The sequence below is a fragment of the Streptomyces sp. NPDC085596 genome (assembly GCF_044541565.1).
Classification (GTDB): domain Bacteria; phylum Actinomycetota; class Actinomycetes; order Streptomycetales; family Streptomycetaceae; genus Streptomyces.
Map to the genome: position 1 here is coordinate 136854 of NZ_JBITTC010000008.1, position 21458 is coordinate 158311.

Annotated in this window: 24 protein-coding genes; 3 read left to right on the forward strand and 21 right to left on the reverse strand. The window is 71.6% G+C overall.

Annotated elements, in window-relative coordinates; all coding sequences use genetic code 11:
- Positions 1 to 297 precede the first annotated feature (297 nt).
- Both ACIGA3_RS23330 and ACIGA3_RS23335 read right to left on the reverse strand, forming a co-directional pair.
- Positions 298 to 1089 carry a methyltransferase domain-containing protein gene (locus tag ACIGA3_RS23330; RefSeq protein WP_399718845.1) on the reverse strand — a complete coding sequence of 264 codons (792 nt, stop codon included), beginning with the start codon at positions 1087 to 1089 and terminating at the stop codon, positions 298 to 300.
- A gap of 23 nt (positions 1090 to 1112) precedes the next feature.
- On the reverse strand, positions 1113 to 1625 hold the full coding sequence (locus ACIGA3_RS23335) for a GNAT family N-acetyltransferase (protein WP_399718848.1): 513 nt from the start codon (positions 1623 to 1625) through the stop codon (positions 1113 to 1115).
- A gap of 81 nt (positions 1626 to 1706) precedes the next feature.
- Here ACIGA3_RS23335 and ACIGA3_RS23340 point away from each other — a divergent pair, with 81 nt between their 5' ends.
- Positions 1707 to 2063: a DUF192 domain-containing protein gene (locus ACIGA3_RS23340; protein ID WP_399718850.1), complete on the forward strand. Its 357-nt coding sequence runs from the start codon at positions 1707 to 1709 to the stop codon at positions 2061 to 2063.
- A gap of 4 nt (positions 2064 to 2067) precedes the next feature.
- On the opposite strand, the gene ACIGA3_RS23345 is transcribed toward ACIGA3_RS23340, so the two are convergent.
- The 14 genes from ACIGA3_RS23345 to ACIGA3_RS23410 form a co-directional block, all read right to left on the reverse strand.
- Positions 2068 to 2685, reverse strand: coding sequence for an OmpA family protein (locus ACIGA3_RS23345; RefSeq protein WP_399718853.1), 618 nt, complete (start codon positions 2683 to 2685; stop codon positions 2068 to 2070).
- A 7-nt stretch (positions 2686 to 2692) separates the two neighbouring features.
- Entirely contained in the window at positions 2693 to 3271 is a 579-nt protein-coding gene (locus ACIGA3_RS23350; protein ID WP_399718856.1) for a hypothetical protein, read from the reverse strand.
- A gap of 34 nt (positions 3272 to 3305) precedes the next feature.
- Complete coding sequence (locus ACIGA3_RS23355) at positions 3306 to 3887, reverse strand: pilus assembly protein TadG-related protein (RefSeq protein ID WP_399718859.1); 582 nt, start codon at positions 3885 to 3887, stop codon at positions 3306 to 3308.
- Positions 3887 to 4072 (reverse strand): hypothetical protein, encoded by a 186-nt coding sequence (locus tag ACIGA3_RS23360; RefSeq protein ID WP_399718862.1) that lies wholly within the window; start codon positions 4070 to 4072, stop codon positions 3887 to 3889. The genes ACIGA3_RS23355 and ACIGA3_RS23360 overlap by 1 nt, the downstream gene beginning before the upstream one ends.
- A 113-nt stretch (positions 4073 to 4185) precedes the next feature.
- Positions 4186 to 4920 carry a response regulator gene (locus ACIGA3_RS23365; RefSeq protein WP_399718864.1) on the reverse strand — a complete coding sequence of 245 codons (735 nt, stop codon included), beginning with the start codon at positions 4918 to 4920 and terminating at the stop codon, positions 4186 to 4188.
- A gap of 30 nt (positions 4921 to 4950) precedes the next feature.
- Positions 4951 to 6429, reverse strand: coding sequence for a sensor histidine kinase (locus ACIGA3_RS23370; RefSeq protein WP_399719256.1), 1479 nt, complete (start codon positions 6427 to 6429; stop codon positions 4951 to 4953).
- A gap of 70 nt (positions 6430 to 6499) precedes the next feature.
- On the reverse strand, positions 6500 to 7387 hold the full coding sequence (locus ACIGA3_RS23375; RefSeq protein WP_399718867.1) for a DUF5936 domain-containing protein: 888 nt from the start codon (positions 7385 to 7387) through the stop codon (positions 6500 to 6502).
- A 16-nt stretch (positions 7388 to 7403) separates the two neighbouring features.
- Positions 7404 to 8348: a type II secretion system F family protein gene (locus tag ACIGA3_RS23380; protein WP_399718870.1), complete on the reverse strand. Its 945-nt coding sequence runs from the start codon at positions 8346 to 8348 to the stop codon at positions 7404 to 7406.
- Between the two features lie 4 nt (positions 8349 to 8352).
- Positions 8353 to 9690 carry a CpaF family protein gene (locus ACIGA3_RS23385; RefSeq protein ID WP_399718872.1) on the reverse strand — a complete coding sequence of 446 codons (1338 nt, stop codon included), beginning with the start codon at positions 9688 to 9690 and terminating at the stop codon, positions 8353 to 8355.
- Positions 9691 to 9751: 61 nt separating this feature from the next.
- A complete protein-coding gene (locus ACIGA3_RS23390) occupies positions 9752 to 10117 on the reverse strand; it encodes a TadE/TadG family type IV pilus assembly protein (RefSeq protein WP_399718874.1) in 366 nt (121 codons plus the stop codon).
- A 1-nt stretch (position 10118) separates the two neighbouring features.
- A complete protein-coding gene (locus ACIGA3_RS23395) occupies positions 10119 to 10505 on the reverse strand; it encodes a TadE family protein (RefSeq protein WP_399718877.1) in 387 nt (128 codons plus the stop codon).
- Between the two features lie 2 nt (positions 10506 to 10507).
- Positions 10508 to 11761, reverse strand: coding sequence for a CpaE family protein (locus ACIGA3_RS23400; protein WP_399718880.1), 1254 nt, complete (start codon positions 11759 to 11761; stop codon positions 10508 to 10510).
- A 12-nt stretch (positions 11762 to 11773) separates the two neighbouring features.
- Entirely contained in the window at positions 11774 to 12484 is a 711-nt protein-coding gene (cpaB, locus tag ACIGA3_RS23405; protein ID WP_399718883.1) for a Flp pilus assembly protein CpaB, read from the reverse strand.
- A gap of 61 nt (positions 12485 to 12545) precedes the next feature.
- Entirely contained in the window at positions 12546 to 13406 is an 861-nt protein-coding gene (locus ACIGA3_RS23410) for a hypothetical protein (protein ID WP_399718884.1), read from the reverse strand.
- Between the two features lie 348 nt (positions 13407 to 13754).
- Here ACIGA3_RS23410 and ACIGA3_RS23415 point away from each other — a divergent pair, with 348 nt between their 5' ends.
- Positions 13755 to 15452, forward strand: a complete 1698-nt coding sequence (locus ACIGA3_RS23415) for a chitinase (RefSeq protein ID WP_399719259.1) — start codon at positions 13755 to 13757, stop codon at positions 15450 to 15452.
- A gap of 64 nt (positions 15453 to 15516) precedes the next feature.
- Here the strand turns inward: ACIGA3_RS23415 and ACIGA3_RS23420 are convergent, their stop codons facing one another.
- The 5 genes from ACIGA3_RS23420 to ACIGA3_RS23440 all read right to left on the reverse strand — a co-directional run bounded on the left by ACIGA3_RS23420 (position 15517) and on the right by ACIGA3_RS23440 (position 20024).
- Positions 15517 to 16092, reverse strand: coding sequence for a hypothetical protein (locus ACIGA3_RS23420; RefSeq protein ID WP_399718887.1), 576 nt, complete (start codon positions 16090 to 16092; stop codon positions 15517 to 15519).
- A gap of 101 nt (positions 16093 to 16193) precedes the next feature.
- Positions 16194 to 17669, reverse strand: coding sequence for a GntP family permease (locus tag ACIGA3_RS23425; RefSeq protein ID WP_399718890.1), 1476 nt, complete (start codon positions 17667 to 17669; stop codon positions 16194 to 16196).
- Between the two features lie 128 nt (positions 17670 to 17797).
- Positions 17798 to 18208, reverse strand: coding sequence for a RidA family protein (locus tag ACIGA3_RS23430; protein WP_399718893.1), 411 nt, complete (start codon positions 18206 to 18208; stop codon positions 17798 to 17800).
- Positions 18205 to 18969: an IclR family transcriptional regulator gene (locus tag ACIGA3_RS23435; protein ID WP_399718896.1), complete on the reverse strand. Its 765-nt coding sequence runs from the start codon at positions 18967 to 18969 to the stop codon at positions 18205 to 18207. Before ACIGA3_RS23435 ends, ACIGA3_RS23430 begins: the two co-directional genes overlap by 4 nt.
- Complete coding sequence (locus ACIGA3_RS23440) at positions 18966 to 20024, reverse strand: sugar kinase (RefSeq protein ID WP_399718899.1); 1059 nt, start codon at positions 20022 to 20024, stop codon at positions 18966 to 18968. Before ACIGA3_RS23440 ends, ACIGA3_RS23435 begins: the two co-directional genes overlap by 4 nt.
- A 149-nt stretch (positions 20025 to 20173) precedes the next feature.
- Between ACIGA3_RS23440 and ACIGA3_RS23445 the strand changes: the two genes are divergently transcribed.
- A complete protein-coding gene (locus ACIGA3_RS23445) occupies positions 20174 to 21451 on the forward strand; it encodes an alanine racemase (RefSeq protein ID WP_399718901.1) in 1278 nt (425 codons plus the stop codon).
- Positions 21452 to 21458: the final 7 nt, after the last annotated feature.

The window sequence follows — 21458 nt, forward strand, 5'->3', positions numbered from 1 at the left end:
CGTGGGGGGGGGAGACGGACCGGCCCGAGGGGGGGTTTCCACCATAACCCTTTGTGAGGGCAGAAGCGCGACCCGGCGCGCCATAACTACTCTGCGGAGTTGCCCGGCGACGCCCTGGTAAGCCCGGAATGCTTGATTCAGGGGTGTCTGATGGCCGATTCGCATCGGATTCCCAGGCGATCCGTCCTCTCGGCGAACGATCATCAGGTTTTTACGCCACTTCAGCGACCTCGCCGAGCGCTGCCCGGGTCCCCCCGAAGGACGACCCCGCCGACGAACGGTGACTTGACGGTTCCGCTAAGCGACGACCGGTCTCCGGACGACGAAGAGATGGCGCGTGCTGTGCGCCACGAACGGGCCGTCGGCCATGATCCGCTCGTGCAGCGCGCGCAGCCGGTCCTCGTACGCCTCGACGGTGAAGTCCGGCACCATCCAGATCACCTTGCGCAGGAAGTGCACGACGGCGGCGATGTCGTGGAACTCCATCCGCAGCCGCGCCGCCCGCACCTCCTCGACCTCCAGCCCGGCCGCCCGCGCCCCGGCGCTCTCCCGGTCGGGGTGCCGGGCACCGCGCACCGCCTCCGGCTGAGGGCCGAGGAAGTACTCGACCAGCTCGAACGCGCTCGCCGGTCCGACGTGCTGCGCGAAGTACGTACCGCCCGGCCGCAGCACCCGCGCGATCTCCGGCCAGTCCGGGGTCACGGGGTGTCTGCTCAGCACCAGGTCGAAGGCGCCGTCGGCGAAGGGCAGGGGCGTGTCGTCCGGTGCGGCGACGACCACCACCCCGCGCGGGCCGAGCAGCGCGGTCGCCTTGGCGACGTTCGGCGGCCAGCCCTCGGTGGCCGCGAGCAGCGCGGGGCGGGCCGGGGCGGCCTGGTCCAGTGCGAAGCCGAGCACTTCGCCGCCGCCGGTCTGCACGTCGAGCACGGCTTCCGCCCGCGCCAGCCGCTCCCCCGCCGACCGGGCGTACCCCCACTCCGGCCGCTCCTCACTGGCCCGCCCCGCGAACCACGAGAAGTCCCACCCCTCGGTGGGCACGGACGCGCCTTCGGCCACCAGCTCCTCGAAAGACCTGTTCATGGGAGACATGGTTCTGGAGCGGGGGCCCGGCGTCATGGGGTTTTCGGGGCCTGGTGGTCTTTCGGGGTCTGGTCGTCTTTCCGGGCCCGGTGGTCGAGGGACAGGAGTACGTGGCCGTCCTCGTCGGCCGTCCCCACGCGCGCGAAGCCGTGCTTCTCCAGCAGGGCGACCGAGGCGGTGTTGCCGGCGAAGGGGTCGGCGTACAGGGGGCGTACGGGGTCCTCGGCGAGGAAGAGGCCGAGGGCCCGGCTGCCTATGCCCCGGCGCCAGTAGGGACGGCCCAGCCAGTAGCCGACGAAGCGTCTGCCGTCCTGCGTCCAGGAGACGACGTTGCCCGCGACCTCACCGCCCACGGTGACCGTCCGCACCAGGCAGTCGGGGTCGGGCAGGACGCGGGTGCGCCAGTGGGTGAGGAAGGCGTCCCTGGGGCGCGGGGCGAAACGGGACCTGCGGACGGCTTCCGGGTCGTGTTCGAAGGCGAGGAAGAGTTCGAGGTCGTCCTCGGTCACGCCGCGCAGGCGTACGTCTTCGGGCTCGGCTGTCATGCGTCGGAGTGTGGCAGGGGGCACTGACAGTCGCGTGGGGCGTGTGGACGGTGGGTACGGTCCCGGCGGAGGTGGGGCGGGATGGCACGCTGGCGGGACGGGCGGGGAACCCTGACGATCCATCGGGGTGGGGACGAGCTGTGTGTGCCGCTGGAGCTGGCGGTGTCCTATCGGGCGCGGACCAGGGGGCTGCTCGGGCGGGACTCGGTCGAGGGGGCGCTGCTGCTGTCGCCGGCCGCGAGTGTGCACACGTTCGGGATGCGGATGGCCATCGACGTGGCGTACCTGGACCGTTCGCTCCGGGTGCTCGCCGTCCGCACGATGGAGCCGGGGCGCCTGGGGCTGCCCCGGCTCCGGTCCCGGCATGTGCTGGAGGCGGGGGCCGGGGTGATGGCGGGGTGGGGGCTGGGGGTGGGGGTTTCCGTGTCGGTGGGGTAGGGCCCTACTGGGCGGTGCGGGGGAAGGAGACCTCCACGCGGCGGTTCTTCTTGCGGCCCGCTTCGGTGGAGTTGTCGGCGATGGGGTACTGCTCGCCGTAGCCGCGTACCTCGAAGGTGACGCCGGGGGCGTTGAGGTCCTGGTCCAGTACGGCCTGTACGGCGTTGGCCCTTCGCTTGGAGAGGACGTCGCCGTGGGCGGAGGAGCCGAGGTCGTCGGTGAAGCCGAAGACGCGTACGCGGGTGGCCTTCTGCTTCTCGATCTCGGCGGCGATGGTGGTGATGCGGGCGCGGGCGTCGGGGCCGAGCTTGGCGCTGTCCTTGCCGAAGAGGACTTCCGCCTGGAGGGCGAAGGTGACGTCGGCGTTGGTGTCCTCGCGGCGCTCGTCCCCGCTCTGGTCCTCGACGACGGACTTGATGTCCAGCACCTTCGCCCCCGCCAGCGTGGCCCCCTCCGGCAACTTCAGATCCGGATCGGTGGGGTCCACCTCGACGGGCGCGGACGCGCTGGGTTCGGTGCCGGGGGGTTCGCTGGGGCCGTCCGCGTGGGCGGGGGTGAGGGGAGTGAGGAGGGCTGCGGTCGCGGCGACTGCCAGGAGGCGAGCGAGACGTGTGGTGGTCACTTTGGCCTCAGCCGGAGATTTTGATGGGGGCACTGGAGAACGTCGGCAGCTGAAGAGTCACTTCGGCGGTACCGGCGGGCGGGGCGGGGAACTGGATGAAGACCGGGATGGTCTGGCCCGACTGGATCGTCGTCAGCCCGGTGGTCGTCAGCGGCCGCCCATCGGTGTCCCGCAGTACGTAGTAGCGCTTCTTCCCCTCGGGGTCCACGAGGGTCGCACCACCGAGTGATGTTCCGTGCTGCACGATCTCGGTCTCGTCACCGCGGAGGCCGGACGGAATGACGAGCGATTTGGCGCCGTCGTTCTTCAGGTTCCCGTTCACGGTGACGAACCCGCCCGAATCGCGGTCGGCGGAGATGACCTGGAGCAGCAGACCGTCCTGACCCCGCAGTTCCGCTATCGGGTCCTGCGATTTCCCTTCCTGAGTGCTCGGCCGTGATCCTTCGCTCCTGGCAGCCGAAGCCGAGGACTCGGGATTCTTGTCATCGCCACCACCTCCGCAACTCACCACACCAACGGCAAGACCAGTCGCAATGACCAAGGCGACCGCCCCCCTTCGAGCCCTTGCAGTGAATCCGATACTCATCGCTCCGCTTCCTTCATCGCTGGTCATTCACTGGTCAGTCAGCCAGGTGGACATCAAAGAGGTCTTCAGGTCCGGGCAGATCACCGTCACCGTCCGGCTTGAGGTTCCAGAGGATTCCACCGCAATCGAGCGAGGGCAGCGCGTGCCCCGTTCCAGGCGGGTCGAATGTGCAGAGCGGCTTGATCACGGCGGTGGCGGAGGCGGTGGACTTGAGGTCGTCCGTTCCGGGCACGACAGAATCCCCGACCGTTCTGTTGGTCGTGACGTCGGCGGTGTATTTCAGCGCGAGTCCGCCGCAGCCGTCCAGCCGCGCGTCGTTCTGGGCCGCCAACTCGCCCGCCCGCCAGCACGGGTCGTCGATGTGCACGGTGCCGGTGAATATCTCATGCCACTTGGTGGGATCGAGTACGTCATCCACCCAGGCAGCGGCCAACTGGTCGCGCGCGTTCTGCGCGGCCGCGAGGGCCGCGGCGTCGGCCGCCGTCTGGGCGCCACCCCGGTTGACCGCGGCCTGCCCGACCGCGAGATAGGCCAGGGCAAGAAAGAGCAGGCCCGCCACCACCGTGATGTAGATGGGGAAGGCCTGCCCGGCGTCGCCGTTTCGGCGAGGGATCATCACACGATTCTGTTGATCTGCGTCATGATCTTGTCGAGGATCGTCGAGCCGATACTCGTTCCCGTCACCGCGAGCACGATCGCCACCACCACCGCGATGATTCCCAGGTACTCGACGGCGGTCTGGCCTTTGTCGTTGGTGCGGCGTTGCATGGCAACCAGCAGCTTGAGGATCGGATCGCTCATGGTGTTCCCCTCCGGATTCGCCTCCGATCCGGGCACCGTACGGCGGGGGAAAGAGGGGGGACCAGGGTCCGTGGGCCCAGATTCGGGCCCAGTGGGGGTTGCTCGCGCGCATCTCACACCACCCCCAACCACTTGGCGGTCGCCTGGGATCTGTTGGTGGTGTGGAGTTTGGCGAAGATGTGGTTGATGTGGTTCTTGACGGTCTTCTCGCTGATGAAGCAGGTGGCGGCGATCTGATGGTTCGTCATGCCGGACGCGACGAGGTCCATGATCTCCGCCTCTCTGGTGCTCAGTTGAAAACTCGACCGGAATGACTGTCCCACAGGGGATTGCAGTTGCGAAAGGGCTTTTGCAAACATCTCCCTGGAGGGATAGGGAAGTTCGGGGTGCGTGTGTGCAGTCGCACTCGGGATCGATGGCGGAGGCAACAGGGCCCGCGCTGCCGACGGCGTCACATGCGGACGCCCCTCGCGTACATCCCGCACCGCCCGCACCAACTGCTCCGTACCGAATTCCCCGTGCACCAGATATCCCCCCGCCCCCAGCCGCAAAGCCTCCCGCACGGTCTCCGTCTCATGGCTGTAGGTCAGCATCATGACGGGCGCCAGCCGGACCAGGTGCGGCAATGCCGAGATTCCGTCGACGCCGGGCATCCGGACGTCGAGGAGGATGACGTCGGGCCGGTGCAGCAGCGCGGCCTCGTACGCCTCGCGCCCGTCCGCCGCCTCGGCCACCACCGTGGTGTCCTCGCGGCCGGTGAGGAGCGCGGTGAGGCCGGCGCGGACCACGGGGTTGTCGTCGGCGACCACGAGACGCAGCGGGGCGGCGGGGGTTGGCGGCGGGAACATCGGAGTCTCCTTTCGTGGGCTGGGCTGGGCTCAGGCGGGCAGGGGGAGTTCGACGCTGATCCCGGTGCCGGACGCGTGGTCGCCCCGGCCGATACGGATACGTGCCCCGACGGACGCCGCTCGCTCCACCATGCCGAGCAGCCCGAAGTGACCCGCGCCGCGCAGATCTTGGAGGGTGATGTCCGCCGGGAGGCCCTTGCCGTCGTCGTGGATCGAGAGGGAGAGGCGGCCGTCCTGGATGCCCGCGGTCACGACGACCTGCGTGGCGTTCGCGTGGCGGTGGGCGTTGTCCAGGGCTTCGGCGGTGAGGGCGAGGAGGGCACGGGTGGCGGCTGGAGGGAAGTACGGGATCGGGTCGCCGGTGCGGTGGCAGGTGACGGGGAGACCGGTGCGGGTCGTGAAGTCGGCTGCCTGGAGGTTGAGTTGCGGCCAGAACGGGGTGTGCGGCGCCTCTTCGCGCAGGTCGGTGAGGAGTTCGCGGGACTCCGCCGCCGCCCGGCGGGCCGAGCGGGCGACCAGTTCCGCCTCCTGGCGCAGGCGGGCGGGGTCGGGGGTGGCGGACGAGGCGGTGACGGCGAGAGCGTCGGAGGCGAGGGCGACGCCGTGCAGGGTCTTGGCGAGGGAGTCGTGCATCTCACGGGCGAGGCGGGCCCGTTCGGTCTGCACGGCCTCGGCGGCGGCCAGCCGGGCGCGTACGGCCGTCAGGGCGTGGGTGGCGGTACCGAGCCGGAGCATCAGGTTGCGCAGGGTGGAGCCCATCGCGCCGGTGATGACGCACAGGCCGGGCAGCAGCAGGGTCTCGGCGAGGCCGGTGTGGCGTCCGGCGTCCAGGGTGGCGTGGACGAGGAGCAGGATCAGCGACTGGAGCGAGGCGAAGCAGGCGGCACCGCGCCAGCCGTAGAGGAGCCCGGCCAGCAGGGGGGTGCAGACGCTGACGTAGGCGAGGGTGGTGTCCGGGCCGGCGGAGACGAGGAGGAGCGAGCCGAAGAGGGTGTCGGCGGCGAGGAGGCTGGGGTGGCGCAGCAGGAGGGGCCCGAAGCGGCCCCAGTCGCGGAAGAGTACGTACGACACCATGAACGTGACGACGACGGCGGCCCCGACCAGCCGGGCCCCGAGTCCGGGCGCGGCGTTGAGCAGCGCCGCCGGAGCCGCCAGCACGATCATCGCCAGCCGGAACCCGAACACCTGCCGCCCCACGGCCTGCAGAGCCCGGACCTGCAGCCCCTCGGAGGGCTCTGGAAGTCCGGCGCCGGGACCGGCAACCGGTGACCCGTCCTCGCCGACTCCCGGACTCGGCGCCCCCGGCCCGCCGTCCGCGCCCGGCCACGGGCCAAGACCGCCAAAAGCCTCGTCAGATCCTGCCTCGCGGGCCGGAGAACCGGCCGCGCCCGGCGCTGAACGCCCCCCGAAAACCCCGCCACCCGGCCCCGGACCCGGCTCCCCCGGTCCGGCCGGCCCGTGCGAGGGCCCGTCCGCCCGGCCCGCGTCGGCGCCCTCCGCCCCCGGCAGCCGCGCGCCGAACGCCCGCGCACCCGACCTCCGTGTCATGGCCCGACCTCCCCCCGTACTCATTCCCCCCTCACTCCCCCGCCAACGACCCGAAGTCCACCCCCGACCCCAGCAGCAGCCCCGCCCCCAGGAGCAGCATCGTGGCCGGGACCATGAACGTGGTGATCATCAGCGTGGCCTTGGGGACCGCGCGGGCGGCCTTGCGGCGGGCGTTCTGGGCGTCCGTGCGGCGCATGTCCTTGGCCAGGGAGACCAGGGTGTCGACGATGGGGGCGCCGAGTTCCTCGCCCTGCTGGAGGGCGGTGACGAACATGGCGACCTGTTCGGAGTCGTTACGGCGGCGGAGTTCGGTGAACGCCTGGCGGCGGGTCATGCCGAGGTCCATCTGGCGCAGGGTGATGCGGAGTTCGTCGGCCCAGGGGCCCTCGTAGTGGGTGGAGACGCGGTCGAGGGCCTGGCGGAAGCCGAGGCCGGCGCTGACGACGACGGCGAGGACGTCGAGGAAGTCCGGCAGGGTCCGTTCGATCACGTCCCGGCGGACCCGGATCGCGGACCAGATGCCGACCTCGGTCCAGAAGGCGCCGAAGGCGAGCAGCAGCAGGGCGACGAACCACTGGCCGCGCAGGAGGAAGACCAGGAAGCCGAGGGTGCCGAGCGCGCCGTAGACCGCGCGGCGGGCGGCGTAGCGGTCGATGGTGAGGCCGCCGGGGTTGCCCGCGAGGTCGATGCGGCGGCGGTAGCGGGCGACCAGCCCGGGGCCCATCAGGCGCAGCACGAGGGGCGCGTACCGCATGCCCATGCGGTCGATGACGGAGCCGACCGCGCCGGTTCGGGTGGCGCCGATCTCCAGGGCGAGGGCGAGGTCGCCGGGCAGCTTGGTCTCGGCGCGGTACATGCGGACGCCCGCGAAGGCGCCCCAGACGCCGAGGGCCGCCAGCAGGGCGAGCAGGAGTGTCATCCGGTCCGTCATCCCCTCACACGTCGATCCGGCTCATGCGGCGGATGAGGACGAACCCGACCGCGTACAGGGCGAAGGCGATGATCACGCAGCCCTGGCCGACCGGTGAGCCGGTCAGGCGTTCCAGGGCGCCGTCCTTGACGCCGTTCATCAGGAAGAGCGCGCCGACGCCGAGGGCGGGGACGGCGTACGAGGTCATGGTGACCTGGGAGAGCTGGGTGCGGATCTCGCGCCGGGTCTCCTTGCGCTCCTCCAGGGTCTCGGTGAGGTTGCGCAGCGCCGAGACCACCTGGCCGCCCGCCCGGTTGGACAGCACCAGGGTGGTGACCAGGACGACGAGTTCACGGGAGGGCAGCCGGGCGGCGAGTTCACCGAGCGCGTCCTCCATGGAGTGGCCGATGGCCAACTGATCGGCCACTTGCGAGAGTTCCTCTCCCGCCGGGGCCTCCAGCTCCTCGGCGGCCATGCCGATGGCGGTGCGCAGGGCGAGTCCGGCCTGGGTGGCGTTGGCCAGGATGCGGGAGAGTTCCGGGAGTTGGCTGATGAAGCGCTCGATGCGTTTCTGGCGCTGCCAGTTGAGGAACTGCACGGCCGCCCAGATGCCGAGGAGCCCGGCGATGGGGCCGAAGAAGGGTGCCAGGGTGGCCTGTCCGACGAGCCAGAGCGCGGCGACCGCGGCGAGCATCCCGGCGAAGAACTCACCGGGGGTGAGGTCGAGTCCGGTGGCGGCGAGCCGGAGTTCCAGCGCGCGGCCCAGCGAGGTGCGGCGCAGTCTGCGGTCCAGCCCCCGGAAGCGGCGCCTGCGCCCGCCCGCCGACACCTGGTCCGCGTGCGCGAGCCGGTCCTCCAGGGCGGCGCGCCGGGCCCGGCCGGAGGCGTAGGTCTGGAGGCCCGCGACGGCGAGGACGCAGGTCAGCAGGGTGACGCCGGTGGTGAGCTGGACGAGGGTGGACAGATCCATGGGCCTACCTGGCTTCTCGGGTGGCGAGCTGGTCCGCGGTGCGGGCGACGCCGAACGCCTGGGGCACGGGCTGGCCGGCCATGTAGAGGCGGTCGGCGGTGCGGCGGGGCAGCGGGAAGTACTGGAAGGCGCCGTGGACCTGGCCGTCGGCGGTCATGGGGCGGGCGTCGAAGCGGGCGACGGTCGCCAGCCGGTACGGCTCGCCGCCGTGGCTGTCGAGCAGGGCGACCTCGGTGATGCGGCGGGCGCCGTCCGCGAACCGGGTGAGCTGGACGAGTACGTCGACGGCGCTGTTGATCTGGTCGTGCAGCGCGGCGAAGGGCACCTCCACGTCGGACATGGAGGCGAGGGTCTGGAGCCGGGTGAGGGCGTCCTCGGCGCTGTTGGCGTGCACGGTGGCGAGCGAGCCGTCGTGGCCGGTGGACATGGCCTGGAGCATGTCCAGGGACTCCCCGCCGCGGACCTCGCCGACCACGATGCGGTCGGGCCGCATGCGCAGGGAGTTGCGTACGAGGTCGCGGATGGTGACCTGGCCGCTGCCCTCGACGTTGGGCGGCCGGGACTCCAGGCGGACCACGTGGGTCTGCTGGAGCTGGAGTTCGGCGGAGTCCTCGATGGTGATGATGCGCTCGTGCGCCGGGATCAGTCCGGACAGGGAGTTGAGCAGGGTGGTCTTGCCGGTGCCGGTGGCGCCGGAAACAATCACGTTGAACTTGGCCTGCACAAGACCGGCGAGCAGCAGCAGTATGTGGTCGTCGAGCGAGCCGAAGCCGATCAGCTCTTTCAGGGTGTAGGAGCGCGGGAAGCGGCGGATGGTGAGGACGGGGCCGCTGAGGGAGAGCGGCGGGATGATGACGTTGACGCGTTCGCCGGACGGCAGCCGGGCGTCGACCATCGGATTGGACTCGTCCACACGGCGGTTGACGGTGGAGACGATGCGTTCGATGGTCTGCATCAGCTGGTCGGCGGAGGCGAAGCGCAGGGGCAGCCGTTCGACGCGGCCGCCGCGCTCCACGAAGATCGAGTCGGGGCCGTTGACCATGATCTCGGTGACGGAGGCGTCCTCCAGGAGGGGTTCCAGGATGCCGAGGCCGAGTGCCTCGTCCACCACGCGCCGGATCAACTGGGCGCGTTCGGCGGTGGAGAGCACCGGGCCCTCGCGGCTGATGATGTGGCCGAGGACGCGTTCGAGCCGGGCCCGGCGCTCGGCGGCGGCGAGCGAACTCATCTCCGCCAGGTCGATCTCCTGGAGCAGCTTGGCCCGGTAGGAGGCGACCAGGTGTTCGTCCTCGCCCCGGCTGCCCTGCTCCTCGGGGGAGTTGATGCGTGCCCGCAGGCTCATGGGCGGCTCCTCGCTCCTGGTCGGTGGTCGGGCGCGGTGGTCGGGCGTCGATGGTCGGGCGTCAGTGGTCGAGCGGCATGGTGGCGGACTTGACGGCGTTCCCCAGGTCCCAGCCGGGCACGACGTCGGGGATCTGGACGGTCGCCGTCACGGTGACCGAGGCGCCGTCCCCGCCGCCGCCCGAGCAGGTCACGGTGAGCCCGCCGCTGACCGCGCCCGCGCACGCCCCCTGCGCGTCCTGGCGCAGCGAGGCGGCGCGCGCCCCGGCCCGCGCGGCGGTGCCGGCCTGCTCGGCGGCGTAGGCGACGGCGCCGATCTGGATGCCGGCGAGCCCGACGATCAGCAGGACGGGGACGAACCCCAGGTACTCGATGGCGACCTGGCCCCGGTCGCGGGGGCGCGTACGGCTGCGGCGCATGTCAGGCATCTCAGTCCTTCACCTCCTCCACGGCACCGGCGTGGCCGCGCACCGTGACCGGGAAGTCGATGGAGCCGGGGAAGAGGACGGGGACCTTCAGCGACACGTCGGCGGTGACGTAGCCGGTGCCGCCGCAGCTCACCGACGCCCCGTCCCGCCACGCCCCGGACAGATGCTTCAGCCCGGCGTCCGAGCAGGCCCCGTCGCGGGCCCCCCTCGGGGCGGCGGTGCCGGCCCGTACGGCCTCGTCGGCGGCGTTCCCGGCGAGTGTGAAGGCGTAGCCGACCAGCACGCACTGCCACATCAGGACCAGGGTCAGCACGATGAGCGGGGTCATGCCGAGGAACTCGATCGCCACCTGCCCCCGGTCCTCCCGTAACCTGCCGCGGCGCCTCATGCCTACTCCTTCCGCCGCCGGAAGCCCACGGCTCCCCGGTCGCCGCCGCGCTGCCGGCCGCCCCGGTGGGCGGGGCCGTCGGGCGCCTTGGCCAGGCCCAGTTCCCCGGCGAGGGCCCACAGGGCCTGGCGTACGGTGCTGCGGGCGTCGAGTTCATGGACGCGTCCGGCGTCCACCACGCCCTGGAGCTCCTTGAAGGCGGCGGGCACGGTGGTGCGGGCCAGGGCGGTGCCGGTGATGCGCTGGATCAGCGCGGGCTGGATCTCGGTGACGCGGGTGTGGCGGTTGACCACGACGGTGGTCTCCTCGGCCTTGCGGATCTGGAGCCGGTCCCACATCCGCACGGTCCGCTTGGCGGCGCGTACGGAGACCACGTCGGGCGTGGTGACCAGCAGCGCGGTGTCGGCGCCCTCCACGGCGGCCGCGGTGGCCCCGGTGAGCTGGGCGCCGCAGTCCAGGACGACGACCTCGTAGCGGGCGCGCAGGGCGTGGATGATCTGGCGGACGGCGCGGTCGGTGACCTCCTCGCCGCGTTCGCCCTCGCCGGGCGCGAGGAGCAGGGCGAGGCCGGTGTCGTGGCGGTAGACGGCGTCGGCGAGGACGCGGGGGGAGATGTCGGCGATGGCGGCGAGGTCGGCGACCGAGCGGCGGAACTGGATGTCCAGGAAGGAGGCCACGTCGCCGGTCTGGAGGTCGAGGTCGGCCAGCGCGGTGGACTTCCCCGAAGCCTGGGCGGCGAGGGCGAGTTGGAGCGCGACCGTGGTGGCGCCGGTGCCGCCCTTGGCCCCGCTGACCGTGATCACCGTGCCGCCGGGACCGCTGAGCACGTCGGCCCCGCCGTGCCCGAGATGGCGGCGCACCCCGCTGGACCACTGGGCGACGGCCTGCACCCGGTGCGCGAGGTCCTCGTACGCCAGTGGCAGCCCGACCAGGCCGCGGGCGCCGGAGTCCATCGCGGCGGCGAACAGCGCGGGGCCCGCGTCGGTGGTGACCAGGATGACGCCGACGGCCGGGAAGCGCAGCGCTATCTCCCGGATCAGCTCCAGCGCCGGTACGGGACCGATGCGTTCATGGACGACGACGACCTCGGGGAGTTCGTCGACCGACTCCGCGGCGAGCCGGGCCAGGGTGTCGATCAGCTGGGTGGAGTCGGTGACCGGCGGGACCGGTTCGGCGTCCGGGAGCTGGCTGAGCAGGGTGGTGAGGGAGCGTACGGCGTCCGGGTCAGCGCCGGCCGGCAGAATCCTGGTGGGCATGCGGGCCGCCTCTCACTTGTCCGTCGCTAGTTCATAGGTGCGCTCGCGGTCCGGTATGCCGGTCTCGCCGCCGGGGGCGACCAGGGCGAGCCGGACCCGCTGGGCGAAGGACTCGGCGTAGGTGACGCGCTGGGCGTCCAGGGCGGACAGCGCGAAGGTGATGGGGACGGCCTCGGTGGGCTGACGCTGCTGGTCGCGGTCCCGGTCGGGGTCGAGCGCGGTGATCCTGCCGACGTCGAGGACCCGCGCGTCCGTGACGATGATCTTCGACTGGTCGGGGTCGGTCTCCTTCTTCCCTTCGAAGGTGGCGTAGACGTTGACCCGCGCGCCGGGTGTGATCTTGCCCGCGACGCCCGTGGCCGCGTCGATCATGATGGCGACCTCCTGCTGCCCCGGGCGCAGTTCGGGCTGGTCGACGACCATGTCGGTCTGGAGCAGGGAGCCCGCGCGCAGGGTGGTCACGGCGATCTTGCCGCGCAGCTGGGCGAGATCGGTGACGGCGTTGGCGGACAGCCACCGCTTGGGCATCCGGATCTTCTCGAACTGGTCCGCGCCCAGCGCGGTGTACGGCTGGACCGCGGACTTGACCCGGAACGCGGTCACCTCGGGGCCGACCTTGGAGCGCACGTCCTGGATGACGGAGAGCACGCCCGCGAAGGCGCCGAGGGCGCACAGGACGGAGAGGATCAGGAGTATGACGCCGCGGCGCTGACGGGAGTTCATGAACCGTGCAACCTCATTGGGGGAATCGGTCGTGCGGGACGGGAGCGTGGTCCGGGTCGGTTCAGGCGGGGGCGCGCCCCCGCAGGGCGCGCGGCGGCGGCAGCGGGTGCTCGGGCGGGGAGGCGGAGCAGAAGACACAGCGGTCGCCGATGACGTCGAGACCGCACCAGTGACAGCCGGACTGCCGTACGGAGGTGACGAGTTGGTAGAGCACCGAGAGGTCGGCGAGATAGCCGCAGAACTCGATCATCCGGCCGGTGCCCCACCAGGCGGGCGACTCGGCGGGCAGCGGGGTCTCGCGCAGTCCGTGCACGCCCCAGTCCTTGGCGAAGCCGGTGATCCAGTCGGACTGCAACTGGCCCTTGGCGAGCAGCATCCAGGTGCTGAACTCGGGACCCTTGAGGGTGGCGCCGGGCACCGCCTTGACGAGCTGGGGCTCGGGGTGCGCGACGACGGCGAACTGGGCGCCCGGGACCCAGGACTTGGCGTGCGCCTTGAGCCCTACGGGGACGTGGTCGAGCCGGGCGACCGAGCCGAGTACGGCACCGGCGTGGATGTAGTGGGTGAGCAGGCGCCCGGCGGAGGCGAGCACACCGGGACTGAGGTCGCAGGTGGCCAGCTGGCGTAACTGTCGGGCCAGGACCGCGACACCGAGCGGGGGCAACTCCGGCCGGAACACGGCGATACGGTCGCTCTCCAGCAGGGAGCGCAGGGTGTGCAGCCGGCGCAGCACCGGCTCGGGGGTGGCCTTCGAGCACAGGACGACGAGATAGCCGGACTGGTCGATGACCGCCTGGAGTTCGGTGAGGGTCTGGTCCAGCGGGCGCCGGTCGAGTTCGCGCAGCACGACGGCGGGCATGGTCCGCTCGTCCTGCGCCGGCAGTGCCAGGTCGGCACTGGTCACGGCGATGGCAGTTGGCACGCGCAGCTCCCCGCTCTTCGCACCCTCCGGCCCACCGGCACGGTTCCCCTCGGGCCATGACGACTTCGTTGCGTGACTACGTGAGCACTGTATCCACGCCTGGATCACGGGAGAACAGCGTTTGTGTAGCTCGTGGGGAACTCTCCGGCCACAACTCCCGGCAAAACGGGACAGCTTGCACCGGGCGAGCGCAAGCGATCCGGACGCCGCCCCTTGACAGCCGGATTGGTCTGGACCAACTTGTACGCCAGAGGCGCGCTCTGTACGCCAGAGGCGCTCTTGGGGCGCGCACCCCCTCTCCCCCGCGAACTCCCCCACTGGAGGCTCCAGTTGGACCTCATATCTGTCATGCCCGCGCGCGGCGGACGCGGCCGGGCCCGTGCCTGGTCGATGACCGCCGCTCTCGCCCTCGCCATGGCGGGGCTGGCCGCCGCTCCCGCCACCGCGGCGGACGTCAACAACGCCAGGAACGCCGGCTTCGAGTCGGGCCTGTCCAGCTGGACCTGCTCGGCGGGCAGCGGGACGACCGTCTCGTCCCCGGTGCACGGCGGCTCCGCCGCGCTGAAGGGCACCCCGGCCGGGCAGGACAACGCCCAGTGCGTCCAGTCGGTGGCGGTCAAGCCCAACTCCACGTACACGCTGAGCGCCTGGGTGCAGGGCGGGTACGCCTACCTCGGGGCGACCGGCACGGGCACCACCGACGTGTCGGCCTGGACCCCGGACAGCTCGTCGTGGAAGCAGCTCTCGACGACGTTCACCACGGGCTCCGGCACCACCTCGGTCAGCGTGTACACCCACGGCTGGTACGGGCAGGCCGCGTACTTCGCCGACGATGTGCAGGTGCAGGGACCGGACGGCGGCGGGGGCGGTGACCCGGCGCCGACCGTGCCGGGCGCGCCGGGCGGTCTCGCGGTGTCCGGGACCACCTCGTCCTCGGTCTCGCTGGCCTGGAACACGGTCTCGGGCGCGACCGGCTACAACGTCTACCGCAACGGCACCAAGGTGACGGCGGTGAGCGGTACCTCGGCCACGATCAGCGGGCTCGCGGCGTCGACCTCGTACTCCTTCCAGGTCACGGCCACCAACTCGGCCGGTGAGTCCACGAAGTCGGCGGCCGTGAGCGCGACCACCACCTCCGGCGGCACCACCCCCAGGGGCGACCTGCCCAAGCACGCGGTGACCGGGTACTGGCAGAACTTCAACAACGGCGCAGCCGTGCAGAAGATCTCCGACGTGCCCTCCGCCTACGACATCATCGCGGTGGCCTTCGCGGACGCCACCTCCACGCCGGGCGCGGTGAGCTTCAGCCTGGACTCGGCCGGGCTGAACGGCTACACCGTCGACCAGTTCAAGGCCGACATCAGGGCCAAGCAGGCCGCGGGCAAGAAGGTGATCGTCTCCGTCGGCGGCGAGCGCGGCACGGTCGCGGTCAGCGACACCGCTTCCGCGAACAACTTCGCCAACTCGGTCTACTCCCTGATGCAGACCTACGGGTTCGACGGAGTCGACATCGACCTGGAGAACGGCCTCAACCCGACGTACATGTCGCAGGCGCTGCGGTCGCTGTCGTCGAAGGCGGGCTCGTCGCTGATCATCACGATGGCGCCGCAGACGATCGACATGCAGTCGACGTCCGGCTCCTACTTCCAGACGGCCCTGAACGTCAAGGACATCCTCACGGTCGTCAACATGCAGTACTACAACAGCGGTTCGATGCTGGGCTGCGACGGCAAGGTGTACAGCCAGGGCTCGGTGGACTTCCTGACCGCGCTGGCCTGCATCCAGCTGGAGGGCGGGCTCGCCCCGTCGCAGGTGGGCCTCGGTCTGCCGGCTTCCACCAGGGGCGCGGGCAGCGGCTATGTCTCGCCGGCCGTGGTGAACAACGCGCTGGACTGCCTGGCCAAGGGCACCGGCTGCGGCTCCTTCAAGCCGTCCCGGACCTACCCGGACCTGCGGGGCGCGATGACCTGGTCGACCAACTGGGACGCGACGGCGGGCAACGCCTGGTCCGGCGCGGTGGGGCCGCACGTGCACGGAATGCCGTAGCGGTACCGGAAACGGGCGGTGCCCCGGCCTCCCTTACGGGGAAAGCCGGGGCACCGCCCGTCGTTCACTCCGACTCGAAGTAGGCGTCCAGTACCGCGTCCATCTCGGCCTCCCACTCCGTGAACTGCGAGCGGGACGCGGCCTCGATCTCGATCGGGTACCAGCGGCGGTCCGGGGTGTGCACCGTGACGGTGAAGCGCTTGCCGAAGCGGGCCGTCTCCGTCGCCACGGCGGCGATCTCCGGCCAGCCGAACTCGCACTCCTCCGCGTCCAGGCTGAGCCGCACGCCCTGCCGGTCCGCGACTATCCGCGCCCGGCGGTCGGCGGCCTCGAAGACGGGCCCGTCTGCCGCGGACTCCTCCTCGGCGGGCTCTTCCCCGGCGGACGCCTTCTCGGCGGACTCCTTCGCGGAGGAATCCACTTCGGCGTCGACCGCCTCGGCCTCCGGAACGGATTTCTCGGGGGCCGAACTCCCTTCCGCCTCGGCCGAGTCGGCCGCTTCGGCCGTCGGCTTGGCGTCCTCCGCTTCCCCCTGGGCGGCGGAACCCGTCAGACCGGGGATGAAGGCCGGGTCGAACCCGGCACCCGTGACGGGCTCGCCCTTCAGGGGCTGGCTGCTCGATCCTATGCGCTGCTCCACGGCGGCAGTATGGACGACTTACCTGTGCCGGAACCACCCGGCGCTCCATTCCCGCCTGTATCCCACCGGTAAGTCCCCCGTCCTGTCCGCCGGAGGAACAGTCAGACGAACAGGCTCACCACGGCGGCGACCGCGAACCCCGCGACGGAGAGGACCGATTCGAGGACCGTCCAGGTCTTCAGGGTGTCGCGTTCGGTGATGCCGAAGTACTTGGCGACCATCCAGAAGCCGCCGTCGTTGACGTGGGAGGCGAAGATGGAGCCGGCGGAGATGGCCATGATGACGAGAGCGGTGAACGCCTGGGAGTGGTGGCCCTCGGCGAGCAGGGGGGCGACGATGCCGGCCGTCGTCACGATGGCGACCGTGGCCGAGCCCTGGGCGACGCGCAGGACCAGCGAGATCAGGTACGCCAGCACGATCACCGGCAGGCCGACGCCGTTGAAGGTGTCCGACAGGGCCTGGGCGACCCCGCTGGCCTTGAGGACGGCGCCGAAGACCCCGCCCGCGCCGACGACCAGGAGGATGTTGCCGACCGGCTTGAGGGAGGCGGTGGAGACGTTCTCCAGGGACTTGCGGGACCAGCCGCGCCGGATGCCGAGCAGGTAGTAGGCGAGCACCAGGGCGATGGTGAGGGCGACGAAGGGGTGCCCGAAGAACTCGATGACCGAGCGCACGGTGGACGGGTCCAGCGCGACCGAGGAGAAGGTGGCGGCCAGGATCAGGATCAGCGGCGTACCGATGATGGCGAGGACCGTGCCCAGCGGGACCGGCTTCTCGGCCGGCTCCACGCCCGAGGCCCGCTGCTCGGCGAGGACCGCCTGCCGTGCCTCCTCCGCCGCCTCGACCATGTCCTGCGGGACGGGCACGAAGATGCGCCGGCCGACCCACGCGGAGAACGCCCACGCGGCCAGCACCGCCGGGATGCCGCAGACCACGCCCATGAGGACGACCCAGCCGAGCTGCACATGCAGCAGTCCGGCCGCGGCCACCGGGCCGGGGTGCGGGGGCAGGAAGGCGTGGGTCATGGACAGGCCCGCGAGCAGCGGCAGACAGTACAGCAGGATCGACTTGCCGCCCCGCTTCGCGGCCGCGTAGACGAGCGGCGCGAGGACGAAGATGCCCACGTCGAAGAAGACCGGGATACCGAAGATCAGACCGGTCAGGCCCATCGCCAGCGGCGCCCGCTTCTCGCCGAACAGCCGCAGCAGGCGCCCCGCGAGGACCTCGGCGCCGCCGCTGACCTCCAGGATCGCGCCGAGCATGGTGCCGAGGCCGATGATGACGGCGACGTGGCCGAGGATGCCGCCCATGCCGGACTCGAGGGTGGAGACGGCGTCGGAGCGCTGGACGGTGCCGAAGAGTTCGGTGACCGAGAGACCGGCGAGCAGGCCGACGGTTATGGAGACCGTGAGCAGCGCGACGAACGGCTGGAGCCGGACCTTGATGATCAGGAAGAGCAGCAGGGCGATGCCGATACCGGCGACGGTCAGCAGGCCGGGGGTGCCGTCCAGCAGGAGGAGCAGTCCTCCGGTGTGGGGTGGCGCGGCGGGTGCGGGTGCGGCGAGCGGAAGGGACATGAGAGGGAGGTCCTCTGCGTGAGTGAGGTAAATGCATCGGGCTTTCAGGCAGGGTGGAGCGCGGCACGGCACCCCAGGGGATGCCGTGCCGTGTGCGTCGTGCGGGTGGTGCGGTCTTGAGGAGGCGGTCAGCCGAGGACGGCGAGCGCGTCGATCTCGATGAGGAGCCCGGCGGGCAGGCCGACGTAGACCGTGGTGCGGGCGGCCGGGGGCTGGGTGAGGCCCTGCTCGCCGAAGTAGGTGTTGTAGATGTCGTTCATCTCGGCGAAGTGGTCCACGTCGGTCAGGTAGACGCGGATCATCATCACGTCGTCCCAGCTCGCGCCGCCCTCTTCGAGGATCGCCTTGACGTTGGCCAGGGTCTGGAGGGTCTGCTCGCGCAGGGTGGGTCCGGCGGGGGTGGGGGCCTTGCCCTCCTCGGCGGGCAGGAAGCCGACCTGGCCGGCGACCTGGAGGATGTTGCCCTTCCTGACGCCGTGCGAGAACTTCGCGGGCGGCACCGTGTGGGTCTTCGGGGTGAGCGCGGTCTTTTCGGTCATGCGGTGGGGTCCTTCACTGGGGTTCTTCCGGAGTACTCGCCGCTGATCGCGTCCGCCGTGCGGCGCACCCGCGGGAGCAGGCTGAGGAGTTCGTCGGCGGTGACGACGACGTTCGGCGCGGAGACCGACATCGCGGCGACCACCCGGCCGTCGGCGCCCCGGATGGGGGCCGCGACACAGTTGATGGACTCCTCGTGGCCACCGAGGTCGGTGGCCCAGCCCTGTTCGCGCACCTTCTCCAACTCGCGCAGGAACGCTCCCGCGTTGGGGGTGGAACGGGCCGTGTAGAGGGGGTATTCGAGCTTCTCCGCCAGCGCCCGGCGCTCGGTCTCGGGCAGATCGGCCAGCAGCAGCTTGGCGACGGCGGCGACCGTGATGGCGACGGGCTTGCCGACGCGCGAGTACATGCGCACCGGGTAGCGGCTGTCGACCTTGTCGATGTAGAGCACCTCGTTCTCCTCGTGCACGGCGAGGTGCACGGTGTGCCCGCACGCCTCGTTGAGCCGGACGAGGTGGGGGTGGGCGATCTCGCGGATGTCGAGGTTCTCCATCGCCTCCTGGGCGAGGGCGAAGAGCCGGGCGCCGAGCCGGTAGCGCTGGTCGGACTGGCGGTAGACCAGGCCGTGTTCGTGCAGGGTGCGCAGCAGGCGCAGCGCGGTGGACTTGTGCACGCCGAGCCGTTCGGCGACCTGGCCGAGGTCGGCGGGGCCCTCCGCGAGCAGCGGGAGGATGCTCAGGGCGCGGTCGACGGTCTGGCTCATGCGGTGCTCGTTCCTTCGATGACCTGGTCGGCACCCGTCCAGCCGGGGCCGAGTCGCAGTCTCCCCCACGCTTCGTCGTCCAGGGCGGCCAACCGGTCGGCGTGGTCGCGGGCAGGCGGGTCGGCGAGGTCGCCGGGGACGGTGAGGGCGGCGGCGGCCATGAGGTGGCCGTGCCGGAGCCGGTCGCGTACGGGCAGCCCGCGCAGGGTGGCGGAGAGGAAGCCGGCGGCGAAGGCGTCGCCCGCGCCGACGGTGGCCACGACGTCGACGGTGAGCGCGGGGACCCGTACCGTCCGCTCCCCGTCGGCCGTGCGCTCGAACACCGTCGTGCCGAGCGGGCCCTCCTTGACCACCAGCACCCGGGGTTCGGGCAGCAGCAGCCGGACGGCCTCGACACCGCCCCGCGTGCCCCAGGCGTCCTCCGCCTCGTCGGTGCCGACGAACACGATGTCGGCCCGGCGGGCCAGGTCCAGCAGCACCAGGGCGTCGTCGGCCGCCCGCCACAGCCCGGGCCGGTGGTTGACGTCGAAGGACACCACCGGGCGCCCCTCGCGCGGCGCGGTCAGCTCGTGCAGCAGCTCCAGGCACCCCGGCGACAGCGCGGCCGTGATCCCGGACAGGTGCAGCACGCGTCCGGCGTCCAGCGCGGCGAGGTCGGTGTTGTCGGCGGCCATCGCGGAGGCGGCCGATCCGGCGCGGTAGTAGGCGACTTCGTGGGCGTCGGTGGCCCGGTCGGCGGCGGTGCGGAAGTACACCCCGGTGGGCCGGGCGGGGTCCACACGGACGGCCCCGGTGTCGACGCCGTAGGAGCCGATCCGCTCCACCAGGTGCTGCCCGAAGCCGTCCGCGCCGACCCGGCCGACCCAGCGGGCGGAGTGCCCGGCGGCGGCGAGGGCGCAGACGACGTTGGACTCGGCGCCGCCGATGCCCCGTTGGAAGGCGGGCACGTCGGCGAGGCGGCCGGGACGGTCGGGGAGAAAGGTGACCATGGACTCGCCGAGGGCCACGACATCCACCGTGTCGGGGGCGGCGCTGGACTGTCCGTCGGCGGTCACGATGGTCTCGGCTCCTCGTCCGTGGTCCGGAAGGTGGGTCCGGGGTGACGACTTCGTTGACCCCGTGTTGGCCGAGATGTTAGACAGCACAGAGCGACATACGCAATGGACGTTGCACGCTATGCAACGCTGCTGATCAGGAGGCTCGTATGGCTCGTGAGACCGGCTCCGAAGCCCTGGCACAGCTCGCCGGGGAACGGGTCGACCACCGTTTCAAGGGCCTCCCTCCGGACGCCGCCGGACTGACGGTGGGCGAGCTGGCCGCCGAGCGCCGCAACCTGTTCACCGGGGGCTTCGCCACCCCCGTCCTCGCGCTGTCGGCCGAGCGCCTGGAGCACAACCTCGCGCTCATGGAGACGTACGCCGCCCGGCACGGCCTCGCCTTCGCCCCGCACGGCAAGACCTCGATGGCGCCGCGGCTCTTCGCCCGGCAGATCGAGCACGGCGCCTGGGGCATCACCGTCGCCGCACCCCATCAGGTGTGGGTGGCGCGGGAGTTCGGCGTCGAGCGGATCTTCCTCGCCAACGAGCTGGTGGACGCGGCCGCCCTCGGCCGTATCGCCGCCGAGCTGGCGGCCGACCCGGACTTCCGCCTCGTGACCTACGTCGACTCCGTGCGCGGGGTCGAGCTGATGGACGCGGCCCTCACCGGCGCCGCCCGCCCGCTGGACGTGGTGGTGGAGCTGGCGGCCGGCGAGGGCGCCCGCACCGGCGTCCGCACCGAGGCGGAGTGCGCGGCGGTGGCCGCCGCCGTGGCCGCCACGGACACCCTGCGCCTGGTCGGCGTGGCGGGCTACGAGGGCGAGGTGCCGAAGGCCGACCCGGAGCGGGTCGCGGGCTATCTGCGCCGGCTCATCGCGCTCGCCGCCGCCCTCGACGCCGAGGGCCGGTTCGACAAGGCGGACGAGATCGTCGTGAGCGCGGGCGGCAGCGCCTGGTTCGACACGGTGGCCGAGGTGTTCGCGGAGGTCCCCGGACTGTCCCGCCCGGTGCTGAAGCTGCTCCGCTCGGGCGCCTACGTCTCCCACGACGACGGCCACTACCGCCGCATCACCCCCTTCAACCGGGTCCCCGAGGAAGGCGCGCTGGAGCCCGCGTTCCGGCTGTGGGCCCAGGTGGTCTCCCGCCCCGAGCCCGGCCAGGCGTTCGTCAACGCGGGCAAGCGGGACGCCGCCTACGACCTGGACAAGCCCGAGGCGCAGGTGATCCGCCGGGACGGCGCCGAGCGCCCGGCGACCGGTGTCGAGGTGACCGCCCTGTCGGACCAGCACATGTGGCTGGCCACCACACCGGAGGCCGATGTCATGGTGGGCGACTGGATCGGCTTCGGTCTGTCCCACCCCTGCACCAGCTTCGACAAATGGCAGCTCATCCCGGTGGCCGAGGCGGACGGCACGGTCGTGGAATACATCCGCACGTTCTTCTAGGAGGTCA